The 22052-nt window shown below is 57.1% G+C and carries 26 protein-coding genes and 1 pseudogene; 5 read left to right on the forward strand and 22 right to left on the reverse strand.

Features of this window, described 5'->3' with window-relative positions:
* The first annotated feature begins 73 nt into the window (after positions 1-73).
* Positions 74-286, forward strand: a complete 213-nt coding sequence (locus PL597_RS24595) for a LysR substrate-binding domain-containing protein (RefSeq protein WP_271366514.1) — start codon at positions 74-76, stop codon at positions 284-286.
* 292 nt (positions 287-578) lie between these two features.
* Here the strand turns inward: PL597_RS24595 and PL597_RS24600 are convergent, their stop codons facing one another.
* The 7 genes from PL597_RS24600 to PL597_RS24630 form a co-directional block, all read right to left on the reverse strand.
* Positions 579-983, reverse strand: coding sequence for a RidA family protein (locus PL597_RS24600; protein ID WP_022557141.1), 405 nt, complete (start codon positions 981-983; stop codon positions 579-581).
* 112 nt (positions 984-1095) lie between these two features.
* A complete protein-coding gene (locus tag PL597_RS24605; RefSeq protein ID WP_034499637.1) occupies positions 1096-1743 on the reverse strand; it encodes a LysE family translocator in 648 nt (215 codons plus the stop codon).
* 385 nt (positions 1744-2128) lie between these two features.
* A complete protein-coding gene (locus tag PL597_RS24610) occupies positions 2129-2887 on the reverse strand; it encodes an alpha/beta fold hydrolase (protein WP_062585768.1) in 759 nt (252 codons plus the stop codon).
* A 109-nt stretch (positions 2888-2996) separates the two neighbouring features.
* Entirely contained in the window at positions 2997-3731 is a 735-nt protein-coding gene (locus PL597_RS24615) for a L,D-transpeptidase (protein WP_416372250.1), read from the reverse strand.
* Positions 3728-4258 (reverse strand): VOC family protein, encoded by a 531-nt coding sequence (locus PL597_RS24620; protein WP_271366497.1) that lies wholly within the window; start codon positions 4256-4258, stop codon positions 3728-3730. The genes PL597_RS24615 and PL597_RS24620 overlap by 4 nt, the downstream gene beginning before the upstream one ends.
* Before the next feature lie 65 nt (positions 4259-4323).
* The gene (locus tag PL597_RS24625; protein ID WP_020808328.1) at positions 4324-5172 is read right to left on the reverse strand and encodes an alpha/beta fold hydrolase; all 849 of its coding nucleotides are present in this window, start codon (positions 5170-5172) and stop codon (positions 4324-4326) included.
* A 47-nt stretch (positions 5173-5219) separates the two neighbouring features.
* On the reverse strand, positions 5220-6044 hold the full coding sequence (locus PL597_RS24630) for an oxidoreductase (RefSeq protein WP_020808327.1): 825 nt from the start codon (positions 6042-6044) through the stop codon (positions 5220-5222).
* A 108-nt stretch (positions 6045-6152) separates the two neighbouring features.
* Between PL597_RS24630 and PL597_RS24635 the strand changes: the two genes are divergently transcribed.
* Complete coding sequence (locus PL597_RS24635; protein ID WP_020808326.1) at positions 6153-7016, forward strand: LysR family transcriptional regulator; 864 nt, start codon at positions 6153-6155, stop codon at positions 7014-7016.
* Positions 7017-7083: 67 nt separating this feature from the next.
* Here PL597_RS24635 and PL597_RS24640 read toward each other — a convergent pair whose 3' ends face one another.
* The 7 genes from PL597_RS24640 to PL597_RS24670 all read right to left on the reverse strand — a co-directional run bounded on the left by PL597_RS24640 (position 7084) and on the right by PL597_RS24670 (position 12186).
* Positions 7084-7395, reverse strand: a complete 312-nt coding sequence (locus tag PL597_RS24640; protein WP_020808325.1) for a chorismate mutase — start codon at positions 7393-7395, stop codon at positions 7084-7086.
* A 26-nt stretch (positions 7396-7421) separates the two neighbouring features.
* A complete protein-coding gene (locus tag PL597_RS24645; RefSeq protein WP_271366500.1) occupies positions 7422-8006 on the reverse strand; it encodes a DUF308 domain-containing protein in 585 nt (194 codons plus the stop codon).
* Between the two features lie 275 nt (positions 8007-8281).
* Complete coding sequence (locus tag PL597_RS24650) at positions 8282-9058, reverse strand: molybdopterin-binding protein (RefSeq protein WP_020808323.1); 777 nt, start codon at positions 9056-9058, stop codon at positions 8282-8284.
* The gene (locus PL597_RS24655; protein WP_031233276.1) at positions 9055-9909 is read right to left on the reverse strand and encodes a cytochrome b/b6 domain-containing protein; all 855 of its coding nucleotides are present in this window, start codon (positions 9907-9909) and stop codon (positions 9055-9057) included. The genes PL597_RS24650 and PL597_RS24655 overlap by 4 nt, the downstream gene beginning before the upstream one ends.
* Positions 9910-10019: 110 nt before the next feature.
* Positions 10020-10646, reverse strand: a complete 627-nt coding sequence (locus PL597_RS24660; protein WP_271366502.1) for a hypothetical protein — start codon at positions 10644-10646, stop codon at positions 10020-10022.
* Between the two features lie 66 nt (positions 10647-10712).
* Entirely contained in the window at positions 10713-11303 is a 591-nt protein-coding gene (locus tag PL597_RS24665) for a TetR/AcrR family transcriptional regulator (protein WP_020808320.1), read from the reverse strand.
* 55 nt (positions 11304-11358) lie between these two features.
* Entirely contained in the window at positions 11359-12186 is an 828-nt protein-coding gene (locus PL597_RS24670; RefSeq protein WP_020808319.1) for an oxidoreductase, read from the reverse strand.
* Positions 12187-12279: 93 nt separating this feature from the next.
* Here PL597_RS24670 and PL597_RS24675 point away from each other — a divergent pair, with 93 nt between their 5' ends.
* Positions 12280-13191, forward strand: coding sequence for an AraC family transcriptional regulator (locus PL597_RS24675; RefSeq protein WP_271366504.1), 912 nt, complete (start codon positions 12280-12282; stop codon positions 13189-13191).
* Positions 13192-13242: 51 nt separating this feature from the next.
* Here the strand turns inward: PL597_RS24675 and PL597_RS24680 are convergent, their stop codons facing one another.
* The 5 genes and pseudogenes from PL597_RS24680 to PL597_RS24700 all read right to left on the reverse strand — a co-directional run bounded on the left by PL597_RS24680 (position 13243) and on the right by PL597_RS24700 (position 17619).
* Positions 13243-13932 carry an aspartate/glutamate racemase family protein gene (locus PL597_RS24680; protein ID WP_022557128.1) on the reverse strand — a complete coding sequence of 230 codons (690 nt, stop codon included), beginning with the start codon at positions 13930-13932 and terminating at the stop codon, positions 13243-13245.
* Positions 13933-14198: 266 nt separating this feature from the next.
* Entirely contained in the window at positions 14199-14954 is a 756-nt protein-coding gene (locus PL597_RS24685) for an SDR family oxidoreductase (RefSeq protein WP_271366506.1), read from the reverse strand.
* 88 nt (positions 14955-15042) lie between these two features.
* Positions 15043-16468: pseudogene (locus PL597_RS24690) on the reverse strand (MFS transporter).
* Between the two features lie 80 nt (positions 16469-16548).
* On the reverse strand, positions 16549-17229 hold the full coding sequence (locus PL597_RS24695; protein WP_013637161.1) for a TetR/AcrR family transcriptional regulator: 681 nt from the start codon (positions 17227-17229) through the stop codon (positions 16549-16551).
* Between the two features lie 9 nt (positions 17230-17238).
* Positions 17239-17619 carry a winged helix-turn-helix transcriptional regulator gene (locus tag PL597_RS24700; protein ID WP_034499614.1) on the reverse strand — a complete coding sequence of 127 codons (381 nt, stop codon included), beginning with the start codon at positions 17617-17619 and terminating at the stop codon, positions 17239-17241.
* Positions 17620-17665: 46 nt separating this feature from the next.
* On the opposite strand from PL597_RS24700, the gene PL597_RS24705 reads away from it, so the two are divergent.
* Complete coding sequence (locus PL597_RS24705) at positions 17666-18475, forward strand: SDR family NAD(P)-dependent oxidoreductase (RefSeq protein ID WP_087747382.1); 810 nt, start codon at positions 17666-17668, stop codon at positions 18473-18475.
* 45 nt (positions 18476-18520) lie between these two features.
* Here PL597_RS24705 and PL597_RS24710 read toward each other — a convergent pair whose 3' ends face one another.
* The 3 genes from PL597_RS24710 to PL597_RS24720 all read right to left on the reverse strand — a co-directional run bounded on the left by PL597_RS24710 (position 18521) and on the right by PL597_RS24720 (position 20876).
* The gene (locus PL597_RS24710; RefSeq protein ID WP_087747380.1) at positions 18521-19507 is read right to left on the reverse strand and encodes an alpha/beta hydrolase; all 987 of its coding nucleotides are present in this window, start codon (positions 19505-19507) and stop codon (positions 18521-18523) included.
* A 186-nt stretch (positions 19508-19693) separates the two neighbouring features.
* Complete coding sequence (locus PL597_RS24715; RefSeq protein WP_113327736.1) at positions 19694-20341, reverse strand: NrsF family protein; 648 nt, start codon at positions 20339-20341, stop codon at positions 19694-19696.
* Positions 20334-20876: a sigma-70 family RNA polymerase sigma factor gene (locus PL597_RS24720; protein ID WP_245425078.1), complete on the reverse strand. Its 543-nt coding sequence runs from the start codon at positions 20874-20876 to the stop codon at positions 20334-20336. The genes PL597_RS24715 and PL597_RS24720 overlap by 8 nt, the downstream gene beginning before the upstream one ends.
* A 191-nt stretch (positions 20877-21067) precedes the next feature.
* Here PL597_RS24720 and PL597_RS24725 point away from each other — a divergent pair, with 191 nt between their 5' ends.
* A complete protein-coding gene (locus tag PL597_RS24725; RefSeq protein WP_271366513.1) occupies positions 21068-21853 on the forward strand; it encodes an alpha/beta fold hydrolase in 786 nt (261 codons plus the stop codon).
* Positions 21854-22052 lie beyond the last annotated feature (199 nt).

Consider the following 22052-nt stretch of genomic DNA (forward strand, 5'->3'; position numbering starts at 1 on the left):
GTCGTCTCGTCATGGTATCTCCTGTTCCCGGCATCTAAGCCGAAGTCAGGCAGAAATTCCACTTATCCTGGCTGTGCAGATTTCCCGAGCCACCTCTGACTGCGGCCTCGCCTATGTCACTCGATGGATGGCCGAGGAAGCACTTGCGGACGGGAGACTCCGGCAGGCGTTAGCCGAGTGGACGCCGCCCTATCCTGGCCTCTGCCTTTACTATCCCAGACACCGCCATATCGGAGCGGGGATGCGGGCTTTTCTGGACTTTTTGAGGGCCAATCGATCGATCTAAGCTCTTGAACGGATACCAACTCGCGATCTGCTCATCAGACCTCTAAGTGACTGAGACTTCGACTACTAAGCGTATGCGGATCGGTGGTGCGGCGTACCGGAGCTTATGGAACCGCTAATTCCAGCCGACCAAGGAATATTATGGAGAGAATACAAACCTGTCGCAGCCGCGGCATTCGCGATACAAACCGCGGCTGGTCGTCCACCAGCTGCGTCGTTTTGTTATGTCTTCTACACCAGCTGTCCGGTCGAATTTGAGCACTTTTCGACTTCGGCGGGGATCAACTGCCGCTCTATTCCAACGGGTGCGAAGGTATAGCTGCCACAACTTTGATTTCCACAAGAAGACCGGGATGGGCAAGTTCAGAGACGCCAATGCAAGTCCACGCGCATGTTCCGCGGGGGAAAATACGGTCCTTTACCTTGCGAAAGGTATGTATGTGCTGCTGCAATCCGACATGATACGTAGTCATTTCGACAACATCTTCGAAGCTGCAACCTGCCGCTGACAAAACGGTAGCTAAGTTGTCCCAACACGCCTCGAATTGCTTCTCTGGGTCGTTGATAACATTCATGTTGGTATCACGTCCAACCTGCCCCGCGCAGAAAACCAGGTTTTCGAAGCGTACTGCAGGGGCATAGCCTGCCCGCTCCACAATGGGCTTCATTGCCAGCGGCACGATAATTTTGCGATTCACAAATGATCCTTTCTTCGTCCGCATAGGCCGAGCCAAATTAGCTAAGTGAATGCACTGATGCGATGGGGTCGTTGTATTGAAGGCGCGTTAGCCCCGGATTAGGTTGAGACGATCAGGCAGGGCTCTTTGCCAATAACAAGCGACCGCCTAGCAAAATCAAAGCCGCCCCGGAAACTGTTTTGATCCTTCTGGCGATGTGCGGGCGATTGAGGAAACCGGTGACGCTGCCGATAAGGAGGACAACTACGCCGTAAAAACCTACAGCGATCAGAGCATGTGTGAGTGCAAGCGCGGCGCCATTTGCAAGCACCTCCTGTTGGTGGCCCTCCAAGAATTGGGGGAAGACCGCAACGTAAAAGATCGCCGGTTTGGGATTGAGGAAATTGCTGAGATATCCGCGAACGAAGGCTTTCGGAGCTGTCAGGCTCATTGGAACCCGGCTTGGATTTATGACAGATGCATCCAGACCGCGCAGCGACAAGAGAGATTTGATCCCCAGCCAGATGAGATAAGCTGCACCCAACAGTTTCATGACTGTGAACAAGATTGCCGACGCTGCGATCACTGCCCCCACTCCAACAAGTGCCAACGTGGCATGAGAAACGATGGCTGCGGCGAACCCGAATACCATCCCGAAGCCGGTGAGCTTCGTGTTGCTCGGCGAATTGGCTAGGAGCAAAGCCAGGTTGGGTCCCGGTGTCACCACGATCATGGTAACGATAGAGATAAATATGAGGTATTGATGCAGAGGGATGGACATGGCAACGACCTTGCGGTTTGGGCACAATTAGAGCGTACTGCATCCGACCGTTTTCCGGCCTGAATCATACGAAGGAGTTCGAGTCGAGACGGAGTTATCGGGTACAGTGCTCCCGGGCAACAGATATGCAGAGCACCGTTTCAACGAGGTTGAGAAGTTGAGCCATCCTACATTCGTAAGGAGTGCGCTCCTGCTGTACCTTCCATGGCGATCTGCATTGAAGGCCCGCGACGACACCAGGCTTCGAAGCTCGATGTTGGATCGCGGGGACCCTCTGATGACAACGTTTATCCGATGCAGCGATCACATCACTAGCAAGGCACGAGTCCAAACTCGCAAAACGCCGCAGCTTGTGAATTTGCAGAGTTACCGCGGTCCTTTTCTGTCAGTCGACAGCTTCCGCGGCCTCCTCGATCACCTTTGCAACTGCAGCTGCCTGCGTTATATAAATGGCGTGGCTGCCCTCTACCTCTGTCACCCTTGATCCGGCGCGCTTGTACATCCGGCGCTCCAGTTCGGGGTTGATGGTCTTATCGTTCTTGGCGACAATCCCATAGCTGGGCTTATCGTGCCAAGCGGCAATAGACACGGGTGCACTGGTGGCCGCGATGGCGACAGGCATCTGAGACCGGGCCATAAACTCGCCCTTTTCCTTGGGCAGATCCGCCCCGAAATCAGCTGCGAACTTTGCCGGGTCGATAAGCAGGAAGCCATCCTTTGTCGGCTTGATATCGTTGGTGGGTGACGGCATCGATTGGAGCAGTTGTGCGGTGCTCTCGCCCTTTTCTGGCTGCAGTGCCGCAACATAGACTAGTGCCTTGACCTTGGGATCATCACCTGCTGCCGTGATGATCGTGCCCCCATAGCTGTGGCCGACGAGAACGACGTCCCCGTCCTGCTGATCAAGCACGCTCTTCGTGGCTGCAACGTCCTGATCCAGGCTTGTCAGTGGCTGCTGGACGATGCTGACATGATAGCCGTCGCGGGTCAGGATGTCATAAACGCCGCGCCAGCCCGAACCATCCACGAGCGCGCCATGCACAAGCACGATGTTGCGCGCGTCCGCTAAGGCTGGGGCTGTTAGGGCAGCGGAAGACAAAAGCGCGGCAATGAGGCCAGCGGCCGCTTTACTGAAGTTCGACATGGTCGGTTGTTCCTTGAGCTTTGTGCGTGAAATAACTGAGGCTTTGAAATCGCCTGAAGGACATGTCTCTCCCCCTATCCGAAGGAGAGACGAACGTGATCGCTTGCGCTTACTGCTTGACGACAATTGGAGCCTTAATCGGCACGCGTTCATAGAGGTTGATAATGTCCTGGTTGAGCAGGCGCACACATCCGGAAGAAACTGCCTTGCCAATCGAGCGCCATTGCGGATTGCCGTGCAGACGATAGAGTGTGTCGTGGCCACCGGAGAAGATGTACAGCGCTCGAGCACCCAGCGGATTTTTCAGGCCCGGCTCCATGCCGCCATTTTCGATCGAATATTTGGCCAATTCCGGCTGGCGGGCGACCATCTCGTTCGGCGGCTTCCAACGCGGCCATTTCTGACGCCACTGAATGATGCCGTTGCCCTGCCAGGCAAAGCCATCGCGCCCGATCCCGACACCATAGCGCATTGCGGTTCCTCCCGGCTGGACGAGATAGAGGAAGCGCGAGGGAGTATCGACAACGATCGTTCCGGGCGCTTCGCCAGTCGGGTCGAGGACCTGCTGACGATAGTAGCGGGGATCGATCTGCTTGTAGGGAACCGCCGGGATCAGAAAGCCGCCATCCTCGATAGGACCGTACATGACGGCCAATTCGGAATCTGTCGGTGCAGGTGCGATGTGGACAGGGCCGATCGGTTCCTGGAGAGGCGTCGACTGTCGCCCCACCATCCGGCCCGTGCCGGGGGTGGAGACGCACCCTGCCAGGGCCGAGACCGCAGCCATCGCCGAAAGCGACAGGAGGCTGCGGCGGGATGACGAGGTATCAAAGCTCACGCTCATTCCTCATCCTGCCATCTGCGCAGCTCCGTCTGGTCGTGATAGGCCATGCGATCAGGCGTGGTGATAAACTCGATCATCGTGCCCCACGGCGCTCGGCAATAGCAGACCCTGTTTCCAGGACCTTTTTCGGTTGCGTAGGGAATAGCTCGTGGTGCCGTAAGGGCTGTTCCGCCAGCCTTCTCAAAGCGCTGTACCGATGCGTCGATGTCGTCGGTATAGACACCAAAATGCGTGATGCCGAAGTCGCTCGGTGTAACCGGTTGCGCTTGTTTGGGGCCGTGCATTTCAAAGAGCTCGATGTCAGGCCCGGTTCCGATCTTGACCATCGCCTGCGCACGCACAACCGTTCCCGGGTAAGCACCAGTGGCCCGCTCGAACTCGGGTCCCTGCCTGGCCGGATCCTGCGGCCCGAACGATTGGTAGATCACCTGGCCGCCAAAGGCTTCCACCAGGAACGATTTTGCCGCTTCGATGTCAGGCACCGTGATGCCGATGTGATTGACGCCGGGAATGACAGGTGCGGTCATGACAATTTTCCTTTCTTGTTAAATCAATGAACGCGATCGAGCTCAATTTGCCCGCATCGCAGAGTTCACTTGGCCTTGAGGAAATCGATGAGAGCAGCGGCCACTTCATCCGGGCGCTCGTCCGCCACATAGTGACTGCAGCGGGCAATCGAGCCGCCAGTTACATCTGTGGCGAACTCCCTGAGCATCGCGACCATATGAGCACCGAAACGCTGTTCGCCGCCGAGACCTAAAACCGGAATCCGGAGCGGTTGTTTTTTGTATTCAAGCGCGGCCGCATGGTCGGCGGTCAGTGTGCGGTACCATTCCATGCCACCGCGCGTGCGACCAGGAAGTGCCATTGCTTTCGCATAAATGTCGATATCTTCAGGATTAAAGGTGCTGTGATCGTAAAACCGCTCCGCCATGAAGGTCGAAACATAGTCATGTTCGCGGCCATAAATCAGGCGTTCCGGCAGATCCCGATTAGCATGGAACGCGAAGTGCCAGATCTTCGCCGTCGTCGCCTCCCACTGGCTCCAGCCAGGAAGCGGAACATCGAGGACGGCAAGGTGAGTAACCGCATCTCGATAGATAGCGGCCTGCGGAAGCGCTACCATTCCGCCGATGTCATGGCCGCATACGGCATAGCGTTGATGCCCAAGGGTAATCATGACCTCGTGCGCGTCGCGCGCCATCGTCGCCTTATCGTAGCCGTCAAGCGGGCATTCGGAAAAGCCTGCGCCGCGTAGATCAATCGCCGCCACGCTGAACTGCTCCGCCAGCAGCGGCATCACATGGTGCCATTCCCACCATGTTTCCGGCCAACCGTGAAGCAGAAGGATCGGGGGGCCGGAGCCGCCCGTGACGGCATTGATCTTGATGCCGTTCACCGGCACCAATTGCTGGGTAAACCCTTTCAATGTTGGGATCATGATGACTTTCCAATCGATGTGACGTTCAAGCAGTGCTAGCTGCCAGATCAGGGCTGATCGAAATCGGTGGCAATCGAGATGTCGCGCCAGGTGTCGATATCGCGGCGAAACGAAGCCAGCTTTCGCTCAGCGATTGAATGCGCGACGGGCCCAAGCGGCAGATGAAGCGGGGTATTATCGGCGTCGACCGCCTGCAGGATCACTGCAACCGCCTTGTCGGGATCCCCTGCTTGATTGCCGTTGTTGGTTTCCCGATAGTGCCTGCGCGAACTCGCGGCGTATTCCGGCATCTCGTTGGCCGCCATCGTGATCGAACGGCCGAGGAAATCGGTGCGAAACGGGCCAGGCTCGACGATCAGCACACGGACGCCGAACGGCTTCAGCTCACCGGCGAGCGCCTCGGAAACCCCTTCAACCGCAAACTTGGCGGCATTGTAGTATGCTGCGCCGCCGCTGCCCGCGATCCCTGCGCCGGACGACATATTGACGATCATTCCGCCCGAACGTCGCAAGCTCGGCAGCGCTGCTCTGGTGGTTTCGATAAGACCGAAAACGTTCACCTCGAACATCGGTCGATATTCTTCCGGCGTGCCTTCCTCGAGCGCGCCAAACAATCCGTAGCCGGCATTGTTGACGAGGACGTCAAAGCCGCCGAATGTCTCGACCGCCTTAGCGACTGCGGCTTTGACTGCCGCCACATCCGTCACGTCGAGCGGCAAGGTGATCATGCGGCCACCGAAAGGCTCAGCCATTTCTTCGATCGAGTTGACGTTGCGGGCAGTTGCGACAACCTGATCGCCTCGCTGTGCCGCGGCGAGCGCAAGCCGCTGGCCGAAGCCGCTTGAGCAGCCTGTGATGAACCATGTTTTCATAACGTTTCTCCGCTTGGTTTCGAACATGACTTGAATCTAGATGTTTAGATCTGTACTTGAAGTGACAGTTTTGTATTTTCACCGTTCACTTTTGTAAGGGCTTGGGCCGTGGAATGGAGCGACGTAAAAATCTTCCTTGCGATTGCGCGATCCGGCACGCTCGGCGGTGCTGCGCGTGCTCTTCATACAAGCCATCCGACCGTCGGCAGACGGCTGCGTGCCCTTGAGGATGCCATCGGCCACACACTCTTCCAGCGGACCGCGGACGGTCTCGTGTTGACCGAGGAGGGCCATGGGATCATCGCCCTGGCAGAGCAGATGGAAGAAGGCGCGCTGGCCATGGAGCGCCGGCTCGCCGGGCAGGAGCAAAACCTCAAAGGCAATCTGCGCATCTCATCGGCAGACTGGTTCGGGGCCTATGTCCTGCCTCCCATCGTGGCGGATTTCTCGAAAGCCTACCCCAATGTAGACGTCGAGATCCTGACGGGCACTCGCCTGTTCAACCTCGCCCAAAGAGAGGCCGACGTTGCCTTTCGCATCGTTCCGTTCGACACTGCCGATGTCATTCAGCGGCGGCTCTTCAGGCTCGAATACGGCGTCTACATCGCCGAGGAGTCGCCTGACCCTAAATATGGCGACGGGACTGGTTTCCGTCTGATCACCCACGACACTTCGACAGGGCAATTTCCCGACATAGCCTGGCTCGCCGAGAGTTTTCCGAACGCGAGACCTGTGCTGCGATCAAACAACCGAAACGTCCAGGGGCGAATGTGCAGGCAAGGCGTTGGGATCGCCGTCCTGCCCCGCGCAGTAGGCAATCAAATCCCGGGTATCCGCAGACTAGAACTACCCAAGCACCCGCCGGCGCGAGACATCTGGATGGGATATCACCGCGACCTGCGACGTCTTCAGCGTCTTCGGGCGTTTATCTCGGCCGTCTCGGACCACATCACAAATGCCCCTGCATGGTAAGCCGCGCGAAGAAGATCGATTCTCCCCGCCGATCCCCGGCTGCGGTAGGACAGCCGCCACAGACAACTTACTTGCTGGCCGCAATCTCCCTGTGCCGCTCCACCACAGCGCCCACGATCATTGTCATCAGCCCTTCGACGAAGTGCCGACTGAGGCCAACGTCATTGGCGATACTCATCACTCGATCCAATTGGCGTCGCTCTCGCTCATTATCGACCGCCGGCAACGCCTGTTCGGCTTTCAAGTGGCCGACATGCTCGGTACAGCGAAAGCGTTCGGCCAGAATATAGAGGAGAGCGGAATCCAAATTGTCGATGGTCCTCCGGTAGGAAGCGAGTTGCTGTGCCACATCATCTGTCATCATTTGAATATCTTCCAAGTCGTTTCGTAGGCGCGAGGTAGAGCTTATGAGATGGGATGCATACTGCGACGCGACAGGGCGATCGACAGCCAAATTGCCGAAACCAGGAAGTAGAATGCGCCGACGCCAGCGTAGCCCGCAACCGTGGCGATAGAAGGCTCCTGAGGCCTTTGCGCCTGAAAGATGAAGAGAGCACCGGCCACAGAGGATTGGGCTCCGCTCAAAATCATCACCCACTGACCTCCACTCGTTCTCCAGCGCCGCACGGCAGTTCCAAGCTGCAACAGGCCTGAAAAGATCGCCCATAGACCGAAAGCGCCGAGAACCCAGTTCATGTTCATTGTCAGCGCCAGGATCACGGCTATCGTCATAACCGAGCTCGCGGCGACGTTGATCGCTTGGCTCCGGTTGGCGGCAAGACCGCCGCTCCTCGCGGCATCGATAACGTTGGCGACTGCATCCCAAGCGGGGTAAATGATCAGCAGAGCGGCAGCCACCGCAAAGGAATGTTGTCCGGCCGTCAACGCAGTCGCGACCCACAGCGATGAGAAGGCCGCTCTGGTAAAGTAATACTGCTTGAGCCACTGGTCGTTGCCGCGCGCGGCACGGGAGGTCTGGTTGTTCGACATCGTTTTCTTTCACTTTCTGAACTAGTTGTTTAATGGTTCGCGCAAGCGTCGTCAGATGAAGGCGAAACGCTTGCCCAAGAGGGTGTTCTCCTCCCATTCAGTACGGCGGATCCGATCGCTTTGCCGGAGAGTTTCCCGGCTGACATTTCGGGACTATCGAGGTCCTGGCCGTCGCGAGAAGAAACCGTCGTCCCGCCGCCGTGGGCAACCCTTGATGCCCATGCCTTTCCGAAGGCTCATGGATTGTTTTCCTGTGGTTCACCATTTCGATTACCTCAGATGCCGGCGTACCACTCGTAGCCACGGTCTTCCCAATAGCCGCCGTTCCCACCCCACAGCCCGGCGAAGCTGTCGACCAGTTCGATACGCATGATGTATTTTGCCTGTTTGTAGCCAAGCTGTCGCTCGACCCTGAGGCGCAAGGGCGCGCCGTGGCCGACGCTGAGATCCTGGCCGTTCATCTGGTAGGCGAGGATGGTTTGAGGATGGGCCGCATCGATGAGATCAATGCTCTCATAGTAACGACCGCTTCCGTCGAGCGTCTTTTCGAGTTCGTCGGCACAATGCAATACGACGTAGCGCGCCGTTGGCTTGACCCCGGTGAGGCGCAACAAGTGGGAGAGCGGGACGCCTTTCCATTTACCGATCGCACTCCAGCCTTCGACGCAGTCATGGCGGGTAATCTGGGTGCGGGAAGGAAGCGCCTTCAGATCAGCGAGTGAAAACGTCTGAGGTCGATCAACAAGACCGTCGATCTTCAGTCGCCAGTTTGCGAACTTGCCTTCCAGCAGCTCCGCATATTCATCGCTGTCGGGAGCACTCGTTCCATTGACACGGAAGGAGGGGGAAATGTCCTTTTCGTCAAACTCGCGCGCCAGTGAATCGCGCCCCTGAAGCAGTCTTTGGGCTTTTATGGTCAGATGCTCAGCTGAGCGAAGGACTTTTGCGACGTCTGCGTTCTGGTCCAAGAGGTCGCAACCCGAGAGAGTAAGGGCGCTGGCCCCGAGCGTGCCGCCGATGAGAAAGCGGCGTCGGGTGAAAAGCTTGCTCATGATTTCGGGCCTTTCTCCTGGATCGCATAGCGTCCGGTGATCATCGAGCGGATGTTGTTCCAGGTCCCGGACAGGACCACCATTGCCACATGCACGACAACGAAGATGACAAGCGCCGACGCTGTGATGAAGTGGATGGTGCGCGCGGACTGACGTCCGCCAAAAATCTCGATCAAGGCGGGCAGAGCGGCATCGACGCCCGGTGACATGGTCAGGCCTGTCAAAACCATCAGAGGCAGGAGGACGACAATAACGGTGAGATAGGTGAGCTTTTGAAGCGCGTTGTAGTGCCTGGCCTCCTCCCCTTCTGGAAAGCGGAGCCGAGCGTGGTCGAGGATTTCGCGGCCGAGGTGGCGCGGCGAGATCTCATGGGGCTTTGGCGCCAGGTCTTTGCGGAAATGTCCGCTGAGCACGCTGAAGCCGAGATAGACAATGCCGTTGATCACAAGCAGCCAGGCGAAGAAGAAATGCCAGCGACGTCCGGCGGCAAGATCCTGGAATGAAGGGATGGTTGCCCAGGAGGGAAAAGCGCGTGAGACCTGTTCGCCATCAGCCTGAGAAACGCCAAGCACGCCCGTCGTGGGGATCTTCAACCCGGCAACACGTACGAAACCGCGCGGCTGACGGCCGCCGTCATCGGAGCCTATTGTCAGAACGGCGGGATCGCCGTTCGCGCCATAATGACCCCAATAAAGCTCTGGGTGGGCATTGAAGATCTGCAGCCCGCTCAAAAGAAGGAAACTCAGGCAAAGCACGTTCAGCCAGTGCGTGACACGGGTCACAACCGAGTGCCGGCGGATAAAGATCGTCCGTGGATATTCAACATTGTCGTTGGAAGCGTTTGCGCTCATCTCAGCGTCTTTCATCGTTGACATTTTACGGCTGCAGATCAGGCGTCGCCGATTTCTAGTCACTGGCCGAAGCAGTAAGGCGGCTGCTCCGGCCAGTGGCGGCGTGCTCTTCACATAGGGGGAACCACGCCATTCCTGCCGACGACCACCTGGTGGGCGATCGGGCCTGTTGCAGCTTTTTCAGCTGTGATGAAGACCACGGCACCAGGAACGAGATCATCCTTGGTGGCCGCGGAGATGGTCACGACCGGTGTCCCATCCGGAATAGCGATCTTCTTTTCCTTGCCATGATAGGTCACGGTGACAGTCCGGCCATCGACGCCTTTAACGGCATCCGCGACCGTCGCATTGGTCATGCTGCTGTCCGGCTTCAGATCCCAACCGTAGCTCCCCTCGCCTGTGCCTTTCATTGCCGGAGGGAAAATCAGGACCTCAAGTGCGCCATCGCCACCATCGGCCTTTGGTAGGGATGCAATGCCGACAAAATCGCCCGGCTTGATGTCGGTGACCTTGGCATTCGCGACGCCTGCCAGCTTCCAGTCGTCTGCAAGCGCGACGTCCATTGTCTCCCCTTCGCGGGTCTTCACTTTGAGCGTTGACCCCTGGTAGTCGACGATGCTCCCGCGGACATGGATCGGCGCGGCTTTCTTATCCTCGGCAGATGCGGGTGCCGAAAGGACAGTCACAGAAAGGATGCTTGTCAGCCCGAGGGCTAAGGCTGGGAAAGTATTTCTCATTTTATCTTCCTACTAGTTGGTAGTTTCGATGGACGCGATTCACCCGAGTAGCCTTGCCACGCAGGATTAGTGAGAAACCGTCGGCGTGAGACGATTGAGGGCAGGTTCGAGTATCATTGAGAACACTTCCGGCTTCCCATTGGCTCTCGCCGAAAGCATTGCCCCGTAGACGGTTGCCAGAAATGTTTCGGCTTCGACATGCGGCGCACTGGTAAGACTCAGCTCGCCCTGCTTGGAACCTCGCTCCATGACCGAAGCCAGCCACGAGGAGATGAAGCGAAAAAAGTTCGTTACCTCGGTTGCGACCTCCGTGGGGAGGGATGGCAGTTCACTGGCAAGCATAGCACAGACACAGTAGGGTCTGCTGGCATCCTCAATGCACGCAGCCCAGTGGTTAGCATAAGCCTTGAGGATGTCCAGAGCATTCGGAACCTTCTGCTCAAGGATTGCCACGCTTGCCTGGCCATCCTCTCGATAACGCTTGACCAGCTCACGCACCAGATCGACCTTGCTGGGAAAATGATGATGGATGCTGGCCTTGCGGATACCGACAATCTCCGAGATATCGGCGTAGCTGAAGCCATTGTAGCCGCCGCTTATCAGAAGGTGTCGGGTGGACGCCAGAATGTCGTCCGAGGTGGTCGAAAGATTGCTCATGCAGCTTGTCTACCTTCTAGTAGGCAGATCGTCAATAGCAAATTTTGAGTTTGCGCTAGCCGTCTGTGGAAACAGTCACGCTCTTCCAAGCTTCGATTTCCTGGGTCAGGCGTTCGATCCGCGCCGTTACATGTCTAAGCGCATCGCTGCCAAGGAGAAGTTGCGGCGGGGGATTTTCAGATTCGATGAGGGTCAGCACCGCGTCGGCGAGCTTTTTCGGATTTCCGAGCTGCTTGCCGCTCACTGCCTGACGCGCCTCGCGGATCGGATCGAACAGGGTATCATAGTCAGCAATGGAACGCTCTGTGCGGACCATAGAACGGCCTGCCCAGTCCGTCCGGAACGAGCCGGGGCAAAGGGTTGTTACGTGCACACCAAACGGCGCCATTTCCGACCGCATGACCTCTGAAATACCCTGCAACGCGAACTTGCTGCCGCAGTAATAGGCGATGCCGGGCATGGTGATCATGCCTCCCATCGACGTGACGTTGACGATAAAGCCGCTTCGGCGCTCACGGAACCTCGGGAGGAACGCCTTGGCGACTGCAACGGCGCCAAACACATTCACGTCGAACTGGCGGCGCATCTCCTCGATCGGCGATTCCTCAAGCACACCCTCGTGCCCATATCCGGCATTGTTGATCAGCACATCGACTGGGCCGTGCTCTTCCTCCGCTCGCTGCACCGCGACCGGAATACGATCAAAATCGGTGACGTCGCAGAGGACCGGGCGCAGTTCCGGGAGGGTCTTTGCCAGCGCTTCGCGCGAGGCTTCGGAGCGGATGGTCCCGATGACGGTATGACCGGCTTCGATTGCAGCAGTGGCGATCGCCAGCCCAAAACCCGAGTTCGCCCCTGTTATGAAAAACGTTTTGCTCGACATTTCTGAAACTCCTTGATTACCCGTTGATGTGACAGATAATCTGGAGACAACGCGGGTTCGATTGCGAATCCTCTTAAATTTTTGCCAATTCCTATGAACTATAAAATGCCGCCCTCTACACATGACCAGTCTGCCGCCTTGGCCGGACAACTCGCTCCTCGTCTTGGCTACAACCAGACCGGGCTCAGTTGTGTCCGTATCCTACGCACGGAAGCAGTGCTGTACGACATTCCGGTTCTTTATAAGCCGGGCGCCGTGTTCGTATTGCAGGGGAGCAAACACGGAATTCTGGACGGGGAAATCTACCTCTATGACGAGCACCACTATCTTGCCGTTTCGGTGCCCGTTCCCTTTAGGATGACATCTACAGCCAGTCCACGGCGGCCACTGCTCGCGGTCTATTTAGAGTTCGACATGCAGATGGCGGCCGAGATCGCCACGCAGCTTGAAAAGCTCGCGGGTCCTGCAAGCGTCAAGCCAAAAGGGCTCTTCTCGAGTAGGATGGACAGCACTATCGAAGACGTCCTGCTGCGCTTGCTGACGGTGCTCGGCAGTCCGGTTGAGGTCGCCGCCCTTGGCGGCTCCATCCTGCGTGAGTTGCATTACCGGGTCATGTCAGGGCCGCAAGGCGGCGCAGTGATCGCCGCCCTGCAGCGGAAAGGGACGTCGGGAAAACTGATCGAGAGCCTGGCATGGCTGCGCAAAAACTACGGCTCTGAAATCACCGTCGCGGACCTTGCCAGAGCGGTGGGCATGAGCGTTCCTTCATACCATGTCCATTTCAAGGAGCTGACAGGCTCAAGTCCGATGCAATACGTGAAGGCGATGCGGCTCCATGAAGCGAGACTGATGATCGCCCGCCAGACGGCGACAATTGCAGAGGTGGCGGCGTCAGTGGGCTATGTCAGCCCGGCGCAATTCAGCCGCGACTTCAGACGGCATTTCGGGCGTACCGCATCGGAAGAAGCGAAGTGGGTCAGGCATCACCTGGGCGAACAGGTTTGACCATTGCCCCTCACCGTTATGACGATCGATCGACCGTCAGAACACAACATGTCATTGTAAAGCGGTTTGAAGGGCGGCTTTGCAATGAATGAGGGTCGTGTCGAAGACGGGAACGCCTACGTTATCCTGGTTTAACAGCATACCCACCTCGGTACAGCCGAGGATAAGACAGTCGCAGCCTTTGTCGACCAGACGCTGCGCAATCCGTTCATAGGTCAAGCGGCTCTCCTCGCGAACGATGTCGCGGCACAGCTCTTCATAGATAATACGATGGGTTTCTGTTCGATCATCAGCTTCAGGGATCGTTGGCGACAGCCCCTGAGCGATGAGGCGGTCGGTGTAGAAGGTCTGCTCCATGGTGAAGGCCGTTGCCATCAAACCCGGTCTCCGGAAACCGCGGTCGAGGATAGCGGTTGCAGTCGCGTCCGCGATGTGCACGAACGGGATCGACACCCTGCCCACGATCTTGTCCGCCACCTTGTGCATGGTATTCGTCGCCAGAATGAGGAGGTCGGCACCTCCGCGCTGCAGCGCGATAGCATGTTCATTGAGGATTCGGCCCGCCGCGTCCCAATCGGAGGATGCCTGCAACTTTTCGATTTCGTCGAAGTCGACAGACCGTATGAGAAGCTCGGGAGAATGGAGTCCTCCCAGGCTCTCGCGGGTAAGCCTGCAGAGTTCTCGGTAATAAATCTGGGTTGACGTCGCGGACATTCCGCCAAGTATGCCGATGGTCTTCAAATTCTTCTCCATGTTCATACGTTAGGTCTGTTACCGCTCAACGGGCGCTTGAGCAGAAACCAGGCTACCCATATTTGCTATTTTGCTACGATCGCAACGCAGGAAAACCACCAACGGACTGGAGAAATTCCTGGATGATGGCCACCGCCCGCTTCGCCAAATTTACGCGCACAGTGCAGCGGAGGGAACTCCGCAGCCCATTCGCGCTTAAATTCCGCATTATCACCTACAGGACAGAGCGGCGAGGCACCGCCTCGTATCAATGCTCAGGCACTGATGCCGCCATCGACGAGAATGCCTGAGCCGGTGATGTAGTCTGCACCGGGACCTGCGAGAAAGGCGACGGCCTCTGCGACTTCACTGGCTTTACCGTATCGAGCAATCGAGAGGTTTGGCAGGATAGCGGCTGCGAGCGCGCCATCGGCAGGGTTCATGTCAGTATCAATCGGACCTGGTCGAACCAGATTGACAGTAATTTCCCGAGAGCCCAGCTCACGTGCGAGACCGCGCGTGAAGCTTTCCAGCGCAGACTTGGTCGCGGCATAGACCGCGATCCCCGCGAACGGCACAGCCAGACCCGCGTTGCTGCCGGTACTGATGATGCGACCTCCGTTGGGAATATATTTCAGCGCTGCCTGGGTGATCAGAAAGACACCGCGAACATTGACGTTCAGCTGCAGATCAATCTCCTCAAGTGGCTGCGTGGAAAAATCACTTGCGAAAAGGACGCCGGCATTATTGACCAGAATATCAAGGCTGCCGAGGCGGGCGACGGTCTGCTCGACAGTGGACCTTGCCGCTTCTGTACGCGCGGCATCGGCATGGATGGCGATCGCTTTGCGACCCATGGCGCGGATCTCAGCAACGAGGGCTTCCGCTTTCTCGACCGACTTCTCATAGGTGATCGCAACGTCGGCACCGTCCTCGGCCAGTTTCAGCGCAATTGCCGCACCGATACCGCGTGCCGCACCGGTGACCAGCGCGCACTTGCCGGCAAGAGGTAGTGTGGAGATGTTGTTCATAGAGATTACCTCTGAATGTTTCTGTTTTGCTGGGGAGTTTTACCCCGTTTCCGCGCGATCGGCTGATGATGCGCTGCGATGGCGCCGCTTATCGACGCAACGGTTGGGTCGATGTCAGGCTGACGGAAAGCCATCCCGCGATGAGAAGACAAATGGCAATTGCAACCGCTGCAACGCTGTATGCTTGGCCAATGGATTGAACGTCTGTGGCCGGCCCCAAGATCGAGAAGAACAAGCCGCCAACGATTGCGGCTGCCAACGCACCGCCAATCTGAAACATCGAATTGACCAGACCAGAAGCCAATCCTGACTGCGTCCGGTCTACCCTTTGCACGATGCTCTTCACCAGGTTTGGAAGGGCGATCCCCTGCCCCGCACCGATAAGAAAGAGCGCAGCAAAAAGGAATTGCGGAAGGCCAGTAGAAATCAAGGCCGCCGTTCCAAACAATCCTGCAGCCTGCAGCCTGCAGCACCATGCCGGCGCCAGCGGAAAATCTCCCGAAGACGCTGAGGATGCGCTCGCTTGCAAAAGGACCAAGGACGAAGCCGACAGCCGCAGGAAGGATCGCCAGCCCGGCCTCGAAAGGCGTCCGACCAAGGCCACCCTGCTCATAGACCGAGAATATCAGCCAGAAGGCCGCAAGGGCGTAGAAGAACAAGGCAGCCAGGAGCCCGCGCAGTAGCCCACGGTTTTGCAGCAGGCTCGGTGCAAGAATCGGATCTTTCCCCGTCGATTCCAGATGTTTCTCATGCCGCCAAAACAAGACGAAAAACGGAAGACACGTGGCAAGCATCACGATAAGCCAGATCGGCCACCCGTGCTCCCGGCCCTCGATCAGCGGCGCAATCAGTGCAAATAGCGCAATCGCGATCAACAGTGCTCCGCCAAGATCCAGTTTGCTTGGGTGCGCAGATCGGGTTTCTCGCAACATGATGAAGGCCGACGGCGCAGCGACTGCAATAACCGGCAGGTTGATGAGGAAGATGGCTCTCCATCCAAGACCAAGAACATCAAGCGCAATCAACGCACCACCAAGAAACAGACCAACCATCGATGCCATCCCGAATGTCAGGGCATAAAAGCTGAGGGCTCTTGATTTTTCTTGGTCTGGGAAAATGGCATTGATCGAAGCCAAGGCCTGCGGTGCCATAATTGCCGCTGCAAACCCCTGAAGGATACGGCCGGCGACCAACGCGGCTGGAGACCAGGCAAACCCGCATAAGGCAGATGCGGCTGCAAACCCGACCATTCCAGCCAGAAAGACATTTCGTCGACCATAGAGATCTCCAAGCCTGCCGCCAGTGATAAGCATCACAGCATAGGTGGTGGCGTAACCGGAGATAATCAGCTGCATCGTTGACGCAGAAGCCCTGAAATCTGCCCGGATCGAGGGCAGCGCCACATTGACGATGAAGAAGTCAAGCGGTGGCAAAAAGGCGCCGGTCGAAAGGATGATCAGTGCAATCCAACGACGTGGATCGAGTTTGTCATCGGGATTGCTCGTGTCTCTCATAAGTGTCTCCACATCGACCAAAAAATCGATCGACGGTTTGAAATGATAAAAATTGGGAACCTATTGGTTCCAAATTGAAGTTAGCCAAGCGCCTTCAGCGCCAGTTCGACCATGGCCCTCGTCTCAGCGCGATCCGCTCCTGCTTTGGCAAGGACCCGCATGCCCTGAATCTGACACACGAGGAACCTCGCAAGCGTTCGTTCATCCAGCTCGGGATCGATTTCGCCCAAGGCCTGCGCTCTTATTATCGCCGCCGCATAAAGATCTTGCAGCCGCCTGAACAGCCGGGAAATACGTGGTGCGACCTCTTTATCCTTTGGGAGCATCTCGACAGCTGCAAAGACGACAAAGCATCCACGCAAACCGTCCTGTCCCGATGCTTGATCCACCTGTTGAGAAAAAGCTTCTAAAATCGCGGCTTTGGGCGACGGATTGGAATGAAGCGCTTCACCGACCGAGCGAACCGCGTCCTCAATGTAAGCGTCGAGGGCGCGCAGATAGACGCCTCTCTTATCGACGAAAGCCTTATAAAAGCTGCCTCTGGAAAGTTTCATACCCTCAAGCAAGTCGGGAAGGGATGCTTCGTGATATCCACGATCCCAAAATACGTGCATTGCTTTTCGAACTGCTTCATCGAGTTCAAATTCTCTAGGGCGACCAACGGACGCGGATATTTGAGTGCGCTTGACCATAAGTGCTATATGGAACCATTTGGTCCATAATGCAAGCGATATTTTCGGGATCGCGCCAAGCGTCGGCACCCAAGTTAGTTATCGACGCCGATCAACAGGATAATCCCGAGAGAATTCCCTGACCGCCATCAAAATCGGCATAAGCCCGTGGCCTGCTGAACTCAGCGAGTATTCGACTCGAGGAGGCTGCTCTTGAAAGTCGTGTCGGCTTATGAGGCCGTCATTTTCCAGTTCCCTGAGATGTTGCGTTAGCATCTTCTGGGATATGCCAGGTATGTCTCTCATGAACTGCGATGCCCGCAATGATGGTTCGGCGAACAATCGGAAAAGGATCGGCAGTTTCCAACGTCCTGTGATCATCCGAAGCACCCTGCTGACATGAGAGACAGATCCGTCGGCTCCGAGGCATGTCGCCCTGTCCTCGACAGGCACTTTAAAGTGCGTAATTGCCTGTTTCATCAACGAACCTCATATCTGCAGGAGACGATAACACGGATGAAATATCATGGACTTACAACTCCAAAACAAGGTTGCACTGGTCACGGGAAGCAGTAAGGGGATTGGCGAGGGCGTGGCCAGAGGCCTCGCAAAGGAAGGGGCAACCGTTCTTGTCCACGGTCGCGACAGAATGAAAACAGAGGAGGTCGCGCATGACATCATATCCTCTGGAGGTCATGCTTTCGCGGTATTCGGCGATCTGACAGTGCCGGATCAGGTCGATCGTCTGGTTCGTGATTCAAAGGCTGCAGCAGGCTCGATCGACATCCTGGTCAACAATGCCGGCGGATCTGCCGCGGCGGAGGATTGGACCTCGACAAGCTCTGAAACGTGGGCCGCTGTCTATGACAGGAACGTGCTCGCATCTGTGAGGATCATCTCGCTCGTTCTGCCCGCAATGAAAGCGTCGCGGTGGGGTCGGATCATAAACATCTCAAGCTTGGCGGCCCTGATGCCGCCTGCAAGTCGACCGGACTACTCTGCCGCCAAAGCAGCCATGATCGCGATGACGGCGTCGCTCGCAAAAGACGTTGCTGCACACGGCATCACCGCGAACACCGTTTCGCCTGGAACGGTGCATAGCATCAGTCTGGATACCGCATTCCGTAAGAAAGCCATTGAGAGGGGGATGGCCATTGACGCCCCCTGGAATGACATAGAGAGAGAAATCCTGCCAATGTTTGCTCAGGTGCCCCTTGGAAGGGTCGGAACCCTTGGGGAGATTGCGGATGCTATTGCGTTTCTCTCGAGCCCCCGTGCCGCCTATATCACAGGAGCAAACCTCCGACTTGACGGAGGAATGTGGCCAGGGATGTAGCAGGACAACAGAGGGGCTGCGCCAAACCTGTGTGGGTTTCCGGCCTCAGTTCCAGTTTGCCATGACGAACCGGTGGATCTCCGCTTCGAGCTCCTGGTCTTCCGGTGTCCCACCCATGAAGCCACCATGGGGCATAGCTTCGAAGACGTGCAATTCGGTTTCCACGCCAGCTTTTCGCAAGGCTCGATGCATCCTCACCGTGTTTGACAGGAACAGGTCACGCGTGCCGGTCTGCAGGAATGTCGGCGGAAAGCCCGCCAAATCGCCGAAGAGCGGCGATAGATAGGGATTGGAGAGATCGGCACCACCGGCGTAGAGCAGGTTGTTTGATCGTAGCGGGCGGGGCAGAACGAGATCAATCATCTGGTTGGTCTGGAAGCTGTCACCGGATTCGGTGAGGTCAACCTGTGGCGAGAGCAAGACTAATCTGCCAGGCATTGGCATGCCTTCATCTCTTGCCCGCAGCAGCATGGCAGTCGCGAGATTGCCGCCTGCCGATCTCCCCAGGATGATTACCTTGTCGGGGGAGTGACCTCTCAAGACATGACGGTACGTGGCTAAGCAGTCATCAAGAGCGGCCGGATAGGGATGCTCAGGCGGCATCCGGTAATCGACGCCGTAGCATCGCACGGCGTGCTGGTGAGCTTGGCGTCGCGCACTGACGCGACAGGCCTCACCGCCTCCGAACACCAATGCGCCGCCATGCAGGTCGATGAGTGCGCCACGCTCATGAAATGCTCCGTGCGGCGTCGCGACATGGATCGTTGCTTGTTCGACTACAATTGTCTTGACTGTGGACTGCAAACTCCCGGCAAGATCTTTGGCCGCGGCGGCGTAATGCGCATCTACTGCGGCTTTCATCATCATCCAGCCTGAAAAATCCTCTGGGGACGGCATTTCGAACCGCGCATTCATAGGGCTCCCGTCCTTGTCGACCAGGCGCGACAGTGCCGCTTGTGCTTCGACGCTGATGGAATGGGGGGCCTGAATCATCCGTGAAGGGACGGCTGCACTGCGTGAGGAATTGCTCATTTCTTGCTCTGTAATGGAACGAAGCGACGATGACTTTTTCTCGAACCCGGGCGCCGGTCTGGCCGATTTTAGATGTTCTGCCCGAGACATGAGATCGCTTCAGATTGGCACTTGGGTCCGCAGCCAGATGACTGACTGTATCCCATTGCTTTGAAGGGAGAATAGCCTATTACCAAACTGATTTTGCTACCACCTCAACAGTTTGGGTCCGATTGACGCTCCCAGTGCCGCTACACATGCAATGGCGATCGAATACCATACCGCCACAAAGGCAGCGCCATCGTTGAGGCAGGCGATGGTATAGGCGAGACCACCAACGGAACCTGCAAGGAAACCTGCAATAGCGCCTGCCTGGCTGAGCCGCGTGGGCGTTCCGGCCCGCATCGCAGAAAGAATAGCGGCGAGCGCCGGGATGGAAGCCATGATGATAGTACCCGCACAATTTAGCACCGAGTAGGTGTGAACCCCAAGCAAGGGAAAGCCGCTCCGATCGAACAGAGCTCCGGTAAGCAGGAAGGCCAGTGCCGGAGCAAGAAAGATAACCGTGCGAGGCACCTGGCTCGGCTGGACCACTGTCCAAACAAGATGAAACCCGCCGGCAGCTACAAGAACCATGCCGATGACCTTGAACAGGAACGTCCATGTCGGGAGTATCTGCATGAGGTCGGAGCGAGGTCCGGCGATCATCACAACGACACCAGTCGCTGCCAGGATCGAAAAGACCAGCGCGACAGGTAGGACGATCGAGAGACGGAGCGAAAGTGACGCGCCTTTACCAGCTTGCGCTGCAAGCCCTCGAATAAGATCGTCCGTTGGTTGTCGATTGTCATTCATGCCCGGGGCCTCTTCTCTGTGTTGCCGCCATCAGTTTCTTCAACGAGCGATGGAAAGCGACGCGCACCGCTCCCTCGGTGGAACCGATTCGCGCCGCGGCCTCTTTGGTAGAGGCACCCTCAAGCCCGATGGCTCGGACAGCTGCCTGTTCGCCAGGGGGCAAGGCGGAGATTAGTTTTTCGACATCTGCCGGATTGCGTTCAGGATCGACGACCCCCTCAGATGAGAACAGTCCGGCCCACTGCTCTTCGGTCAAATCGACGCGCATGCGTGCGTCTCGGCCCAAGCGCCGGCTGGCGTCAATGATCTTGTAGCGCGTGATTGCGTTCAGCCAGGGAAGCAGAGACCGCTTCGTATCCCATTGGTGGCGACGGGAATGCACTGCTATGAGCACTTCCTGTACGACATCCTCTGCCTCATAGCGACTGAAGCCCATATACCGCAAATGCGTTTCGGCGATCCGCCGCACCGAAGCGGCGAAAGCCCTGAGAAATGCCTCGTAGGCAGCGCTATCTCCAGTGCGTTCCGCGCGCATCGCTTTCGCCCATCTGTCTTCCCGTGTGTCCATGCACTCGTGCTTTCGGTTGGACGAGACCCGTTGTTACGTCGCATCGCGAAATTATTCGATATTACGCGCCGATCACATAGGCGTGACGATGTAAGATCGGGGAATTCCCAACGAAAGACTCCTCGAAGCATGTGCTTTATGATGAAAGGAAGTCCGGAATGATCATGAACAGGCGCACATTTTCAACTGCTATGCTTGCCGGCGCGGCAGCATCAATGCTTTCAACCAAAGGCTTGGCCGCGTCGGCAGCCGGCCGCCCAGAAAAGGCCCGTAACGTTGTCTTCGTGCATGGGCTATTCGCAGATGGTTCCTGCTGGAGCGAAGTGATATCGAGGCTGCAGCCAAAGGGCTTGAACATCACATCCGTGCAGAACCCTCTGACCACTCTCTCGGAATCGGTTGCTGCTGCGGAGCGAGTATTGGCGCGGCAGGATGGGCCAACAGTATTGGTCGGGCACTCATTTGGGGGAATGATTGTAACTCAGGCAGGAATGCACCCTAATGTGTCGGCGCTCGTGTACGTCGCCGCCCGTGCACCGGACGCAAACGAGGATTTCGGCACTTTAGCGAAAACCTTCCCTACTCCCCCCGCTTCTGCCGGAATTGTTTTCGACGGTGAGGAAGGAAGACTTAGCGAGAAGGCGTTCCTCGAGGACTTCGCCGGTGACATTCCCACGGCCCGCGCGAAGGTGCTGTATGCAACGCAGTATCCTTTCCAGAAGACGCTACTCTCAGGCAAAGTTACCGAAGCCGCTTGGCGCCACAAGCCCAGCTATTACGCGGTGTCGAGCGAGGACCGCACGATCAACCCGGACCTGCAGCGCTTTCTCGCCAAACGCATGGACGCAAAGGCAATCGAATTGAAAGCCAGCCATCTCTCGCTGATCTCGCACCCGGACGAGGTCGCGGAGCTTATCCTGGAAGCTGCAGGCCAGAAAGCCTAACCCGATCCGCGAAATTCAGACAGTCAGACACCGCTGCGTGACCTCCCCTAAACCTGCGCTAGTCGTCCAGTGACCTCTTTGCAAAGCGGACGGTTTCTAGCACTACTTTGGCAGATTAACTGACGGTTAACGATAATCGGCCATCTTTGGCCCCTCAAAAAGGGGTGCGGTGGATGGTGGAGCAGAATATTGCACTGGC

It is taken from the genome of Agrobacterium sp. ST15.13.013, assembly GCF_027956525.1.
GTDB lineage: Bacteria > Pseudomonadota > Alphaproteobacteria > Rhizobiales > Rhizobiaceae > Agrobacterium > Agrobacterium salinitolerans.

Coding starts and splice junctions, on each gene's coding strand:
- PL597_RS24670 (WP_020808319.1), bottom strand. CDS start 12,186: ATGTCGAGCAAAACGTTTTTCATAACAGGGGCGAACTCGGGTTTTGGG.
- PL597_RS24660 (WP_271366502.1), bottom strand. CDS start 10,646: ATGAGAAATACTTTCCCAGCCTTAGCCCTCGGGCTGACAAGCATCCTT.
- PL597_RS24605 (WP_034499637.1), bottom strand. CDS start 1,743: ATGTCCATCCCTCTGCATCAATACCTCATATTTATCTCTATCGTTACC.
- PL597_RS24720 (WP_245425078.1), bottom strand. CDS start 20,876: ATGCGCGCGGAACGCACTGGAGATAGCGCTGCCTACGAGGCATTTCTC.
- PL597_RS24610 (WP_062585768.1), bottom strand. CDS start 2,887: ATGTCGAACTTCAGTAAAGCGGCCGCTGGCCTCATTGCCGCGCTTTTG.
- PL597_RS24655 (WP_031233276.1), bottom strand. CDS start 9,909: ATGAGCGCAAACGCTTCCAACGACAATGTTGAATATCCACGGACGATC.
- PL597_RS24645 (WP_271366500.1), bottom strand. CDS start 8,006: ATGTCGAACAACCAGACCTCCCGTGCCGCGCGCGGCAACGACCAGTGG.
- PL597_RS24700 (WP_034499614.1), bottom strand. CDS start 17,619: ATGAAACAGGCAATTACGCACTTTAAAGTGCCTGTCGAGGACAGGGCG.
- PL597_RS24710 (WP_087747380.1), bottom strand. CDS start 19,507: ATGAGCAATTCCTCACGCAGTGCAGCCGTCCCTTCACGGATGATTCAG.
- PL597_RS24615 (WP_416372250.1), bottom strand. CDS start 3,731: ATGAGCGTGAGCTTTGATACCTCGTCATCCCGCCGCAGCCTCCTGTCG.
- PL597_RS24625 (WP_020808328.1), bottom strand. CDS start 5,172: ATGATCCCAACATTGAAAGGGTTTACCCAGCAATTGGTGCCGGTGAAC.
- PL597_RS24650 (WP_020808323.1), bottom strand. CDS start 9,058: ATGAGCAAGCTTTTCACCCGACGCCGCTTTCTCATCGGCGGCACGCTC.
- PL597_RS24630 (WP_020808327.1), bottom strand. CDS start 6,044: ATGAAAACATGGTTCATCACAGGCTGCTCAAGCGGCTTCGGCCAGCGG.
- PL597_RS24665 (WP_020808320.1), bottom strand. CDS start 11,303: ATGAGCAATCTTTCGACCACCTCGGACGACATTCTGGCGTCCACCCGA.
- PL597_RS24725 (WP_271366513.1), top strand. CDS start 21,068: ATGATCATGAACAGGCGCACATTTTCAACTGCTATGCTTGCCGGCGCG.
- PL597_RS24705 (WP_087747382.1), top strand. CDS start 17,666: ATGGACTTACAACTCCAAAACAAGGTTGCACTGGTCACGGGAAGCAGT.
- PL597_RS24620 (WP_271366497.1), bottom strand. CDS start 4,258: ATGACCGCACCTGTCATTCCCGGCGTCAATCACATCGGCATCACGGTG.
- PL597_RS24685 (WP_271366506.1), bottom strand. CDS start 14,954: ATGAACAACATCTCCACACTACCTCTTGCCGGCAAGTGCGCGCTGGTC.
- PL597_RS24715 (WP_113327736.1), bottom strand. CDS start 20,341: ATGAATGACAATCGACAACCAACGGACGATCTTATTCGAGGGCTTGCA.
- PL597_RS24675 (WP_271366504.1), top strand. CDS start 12,280: ATGAACTATAAAATGCCGCCCTCTACACATGACCAGTCTGCCGCCTTG.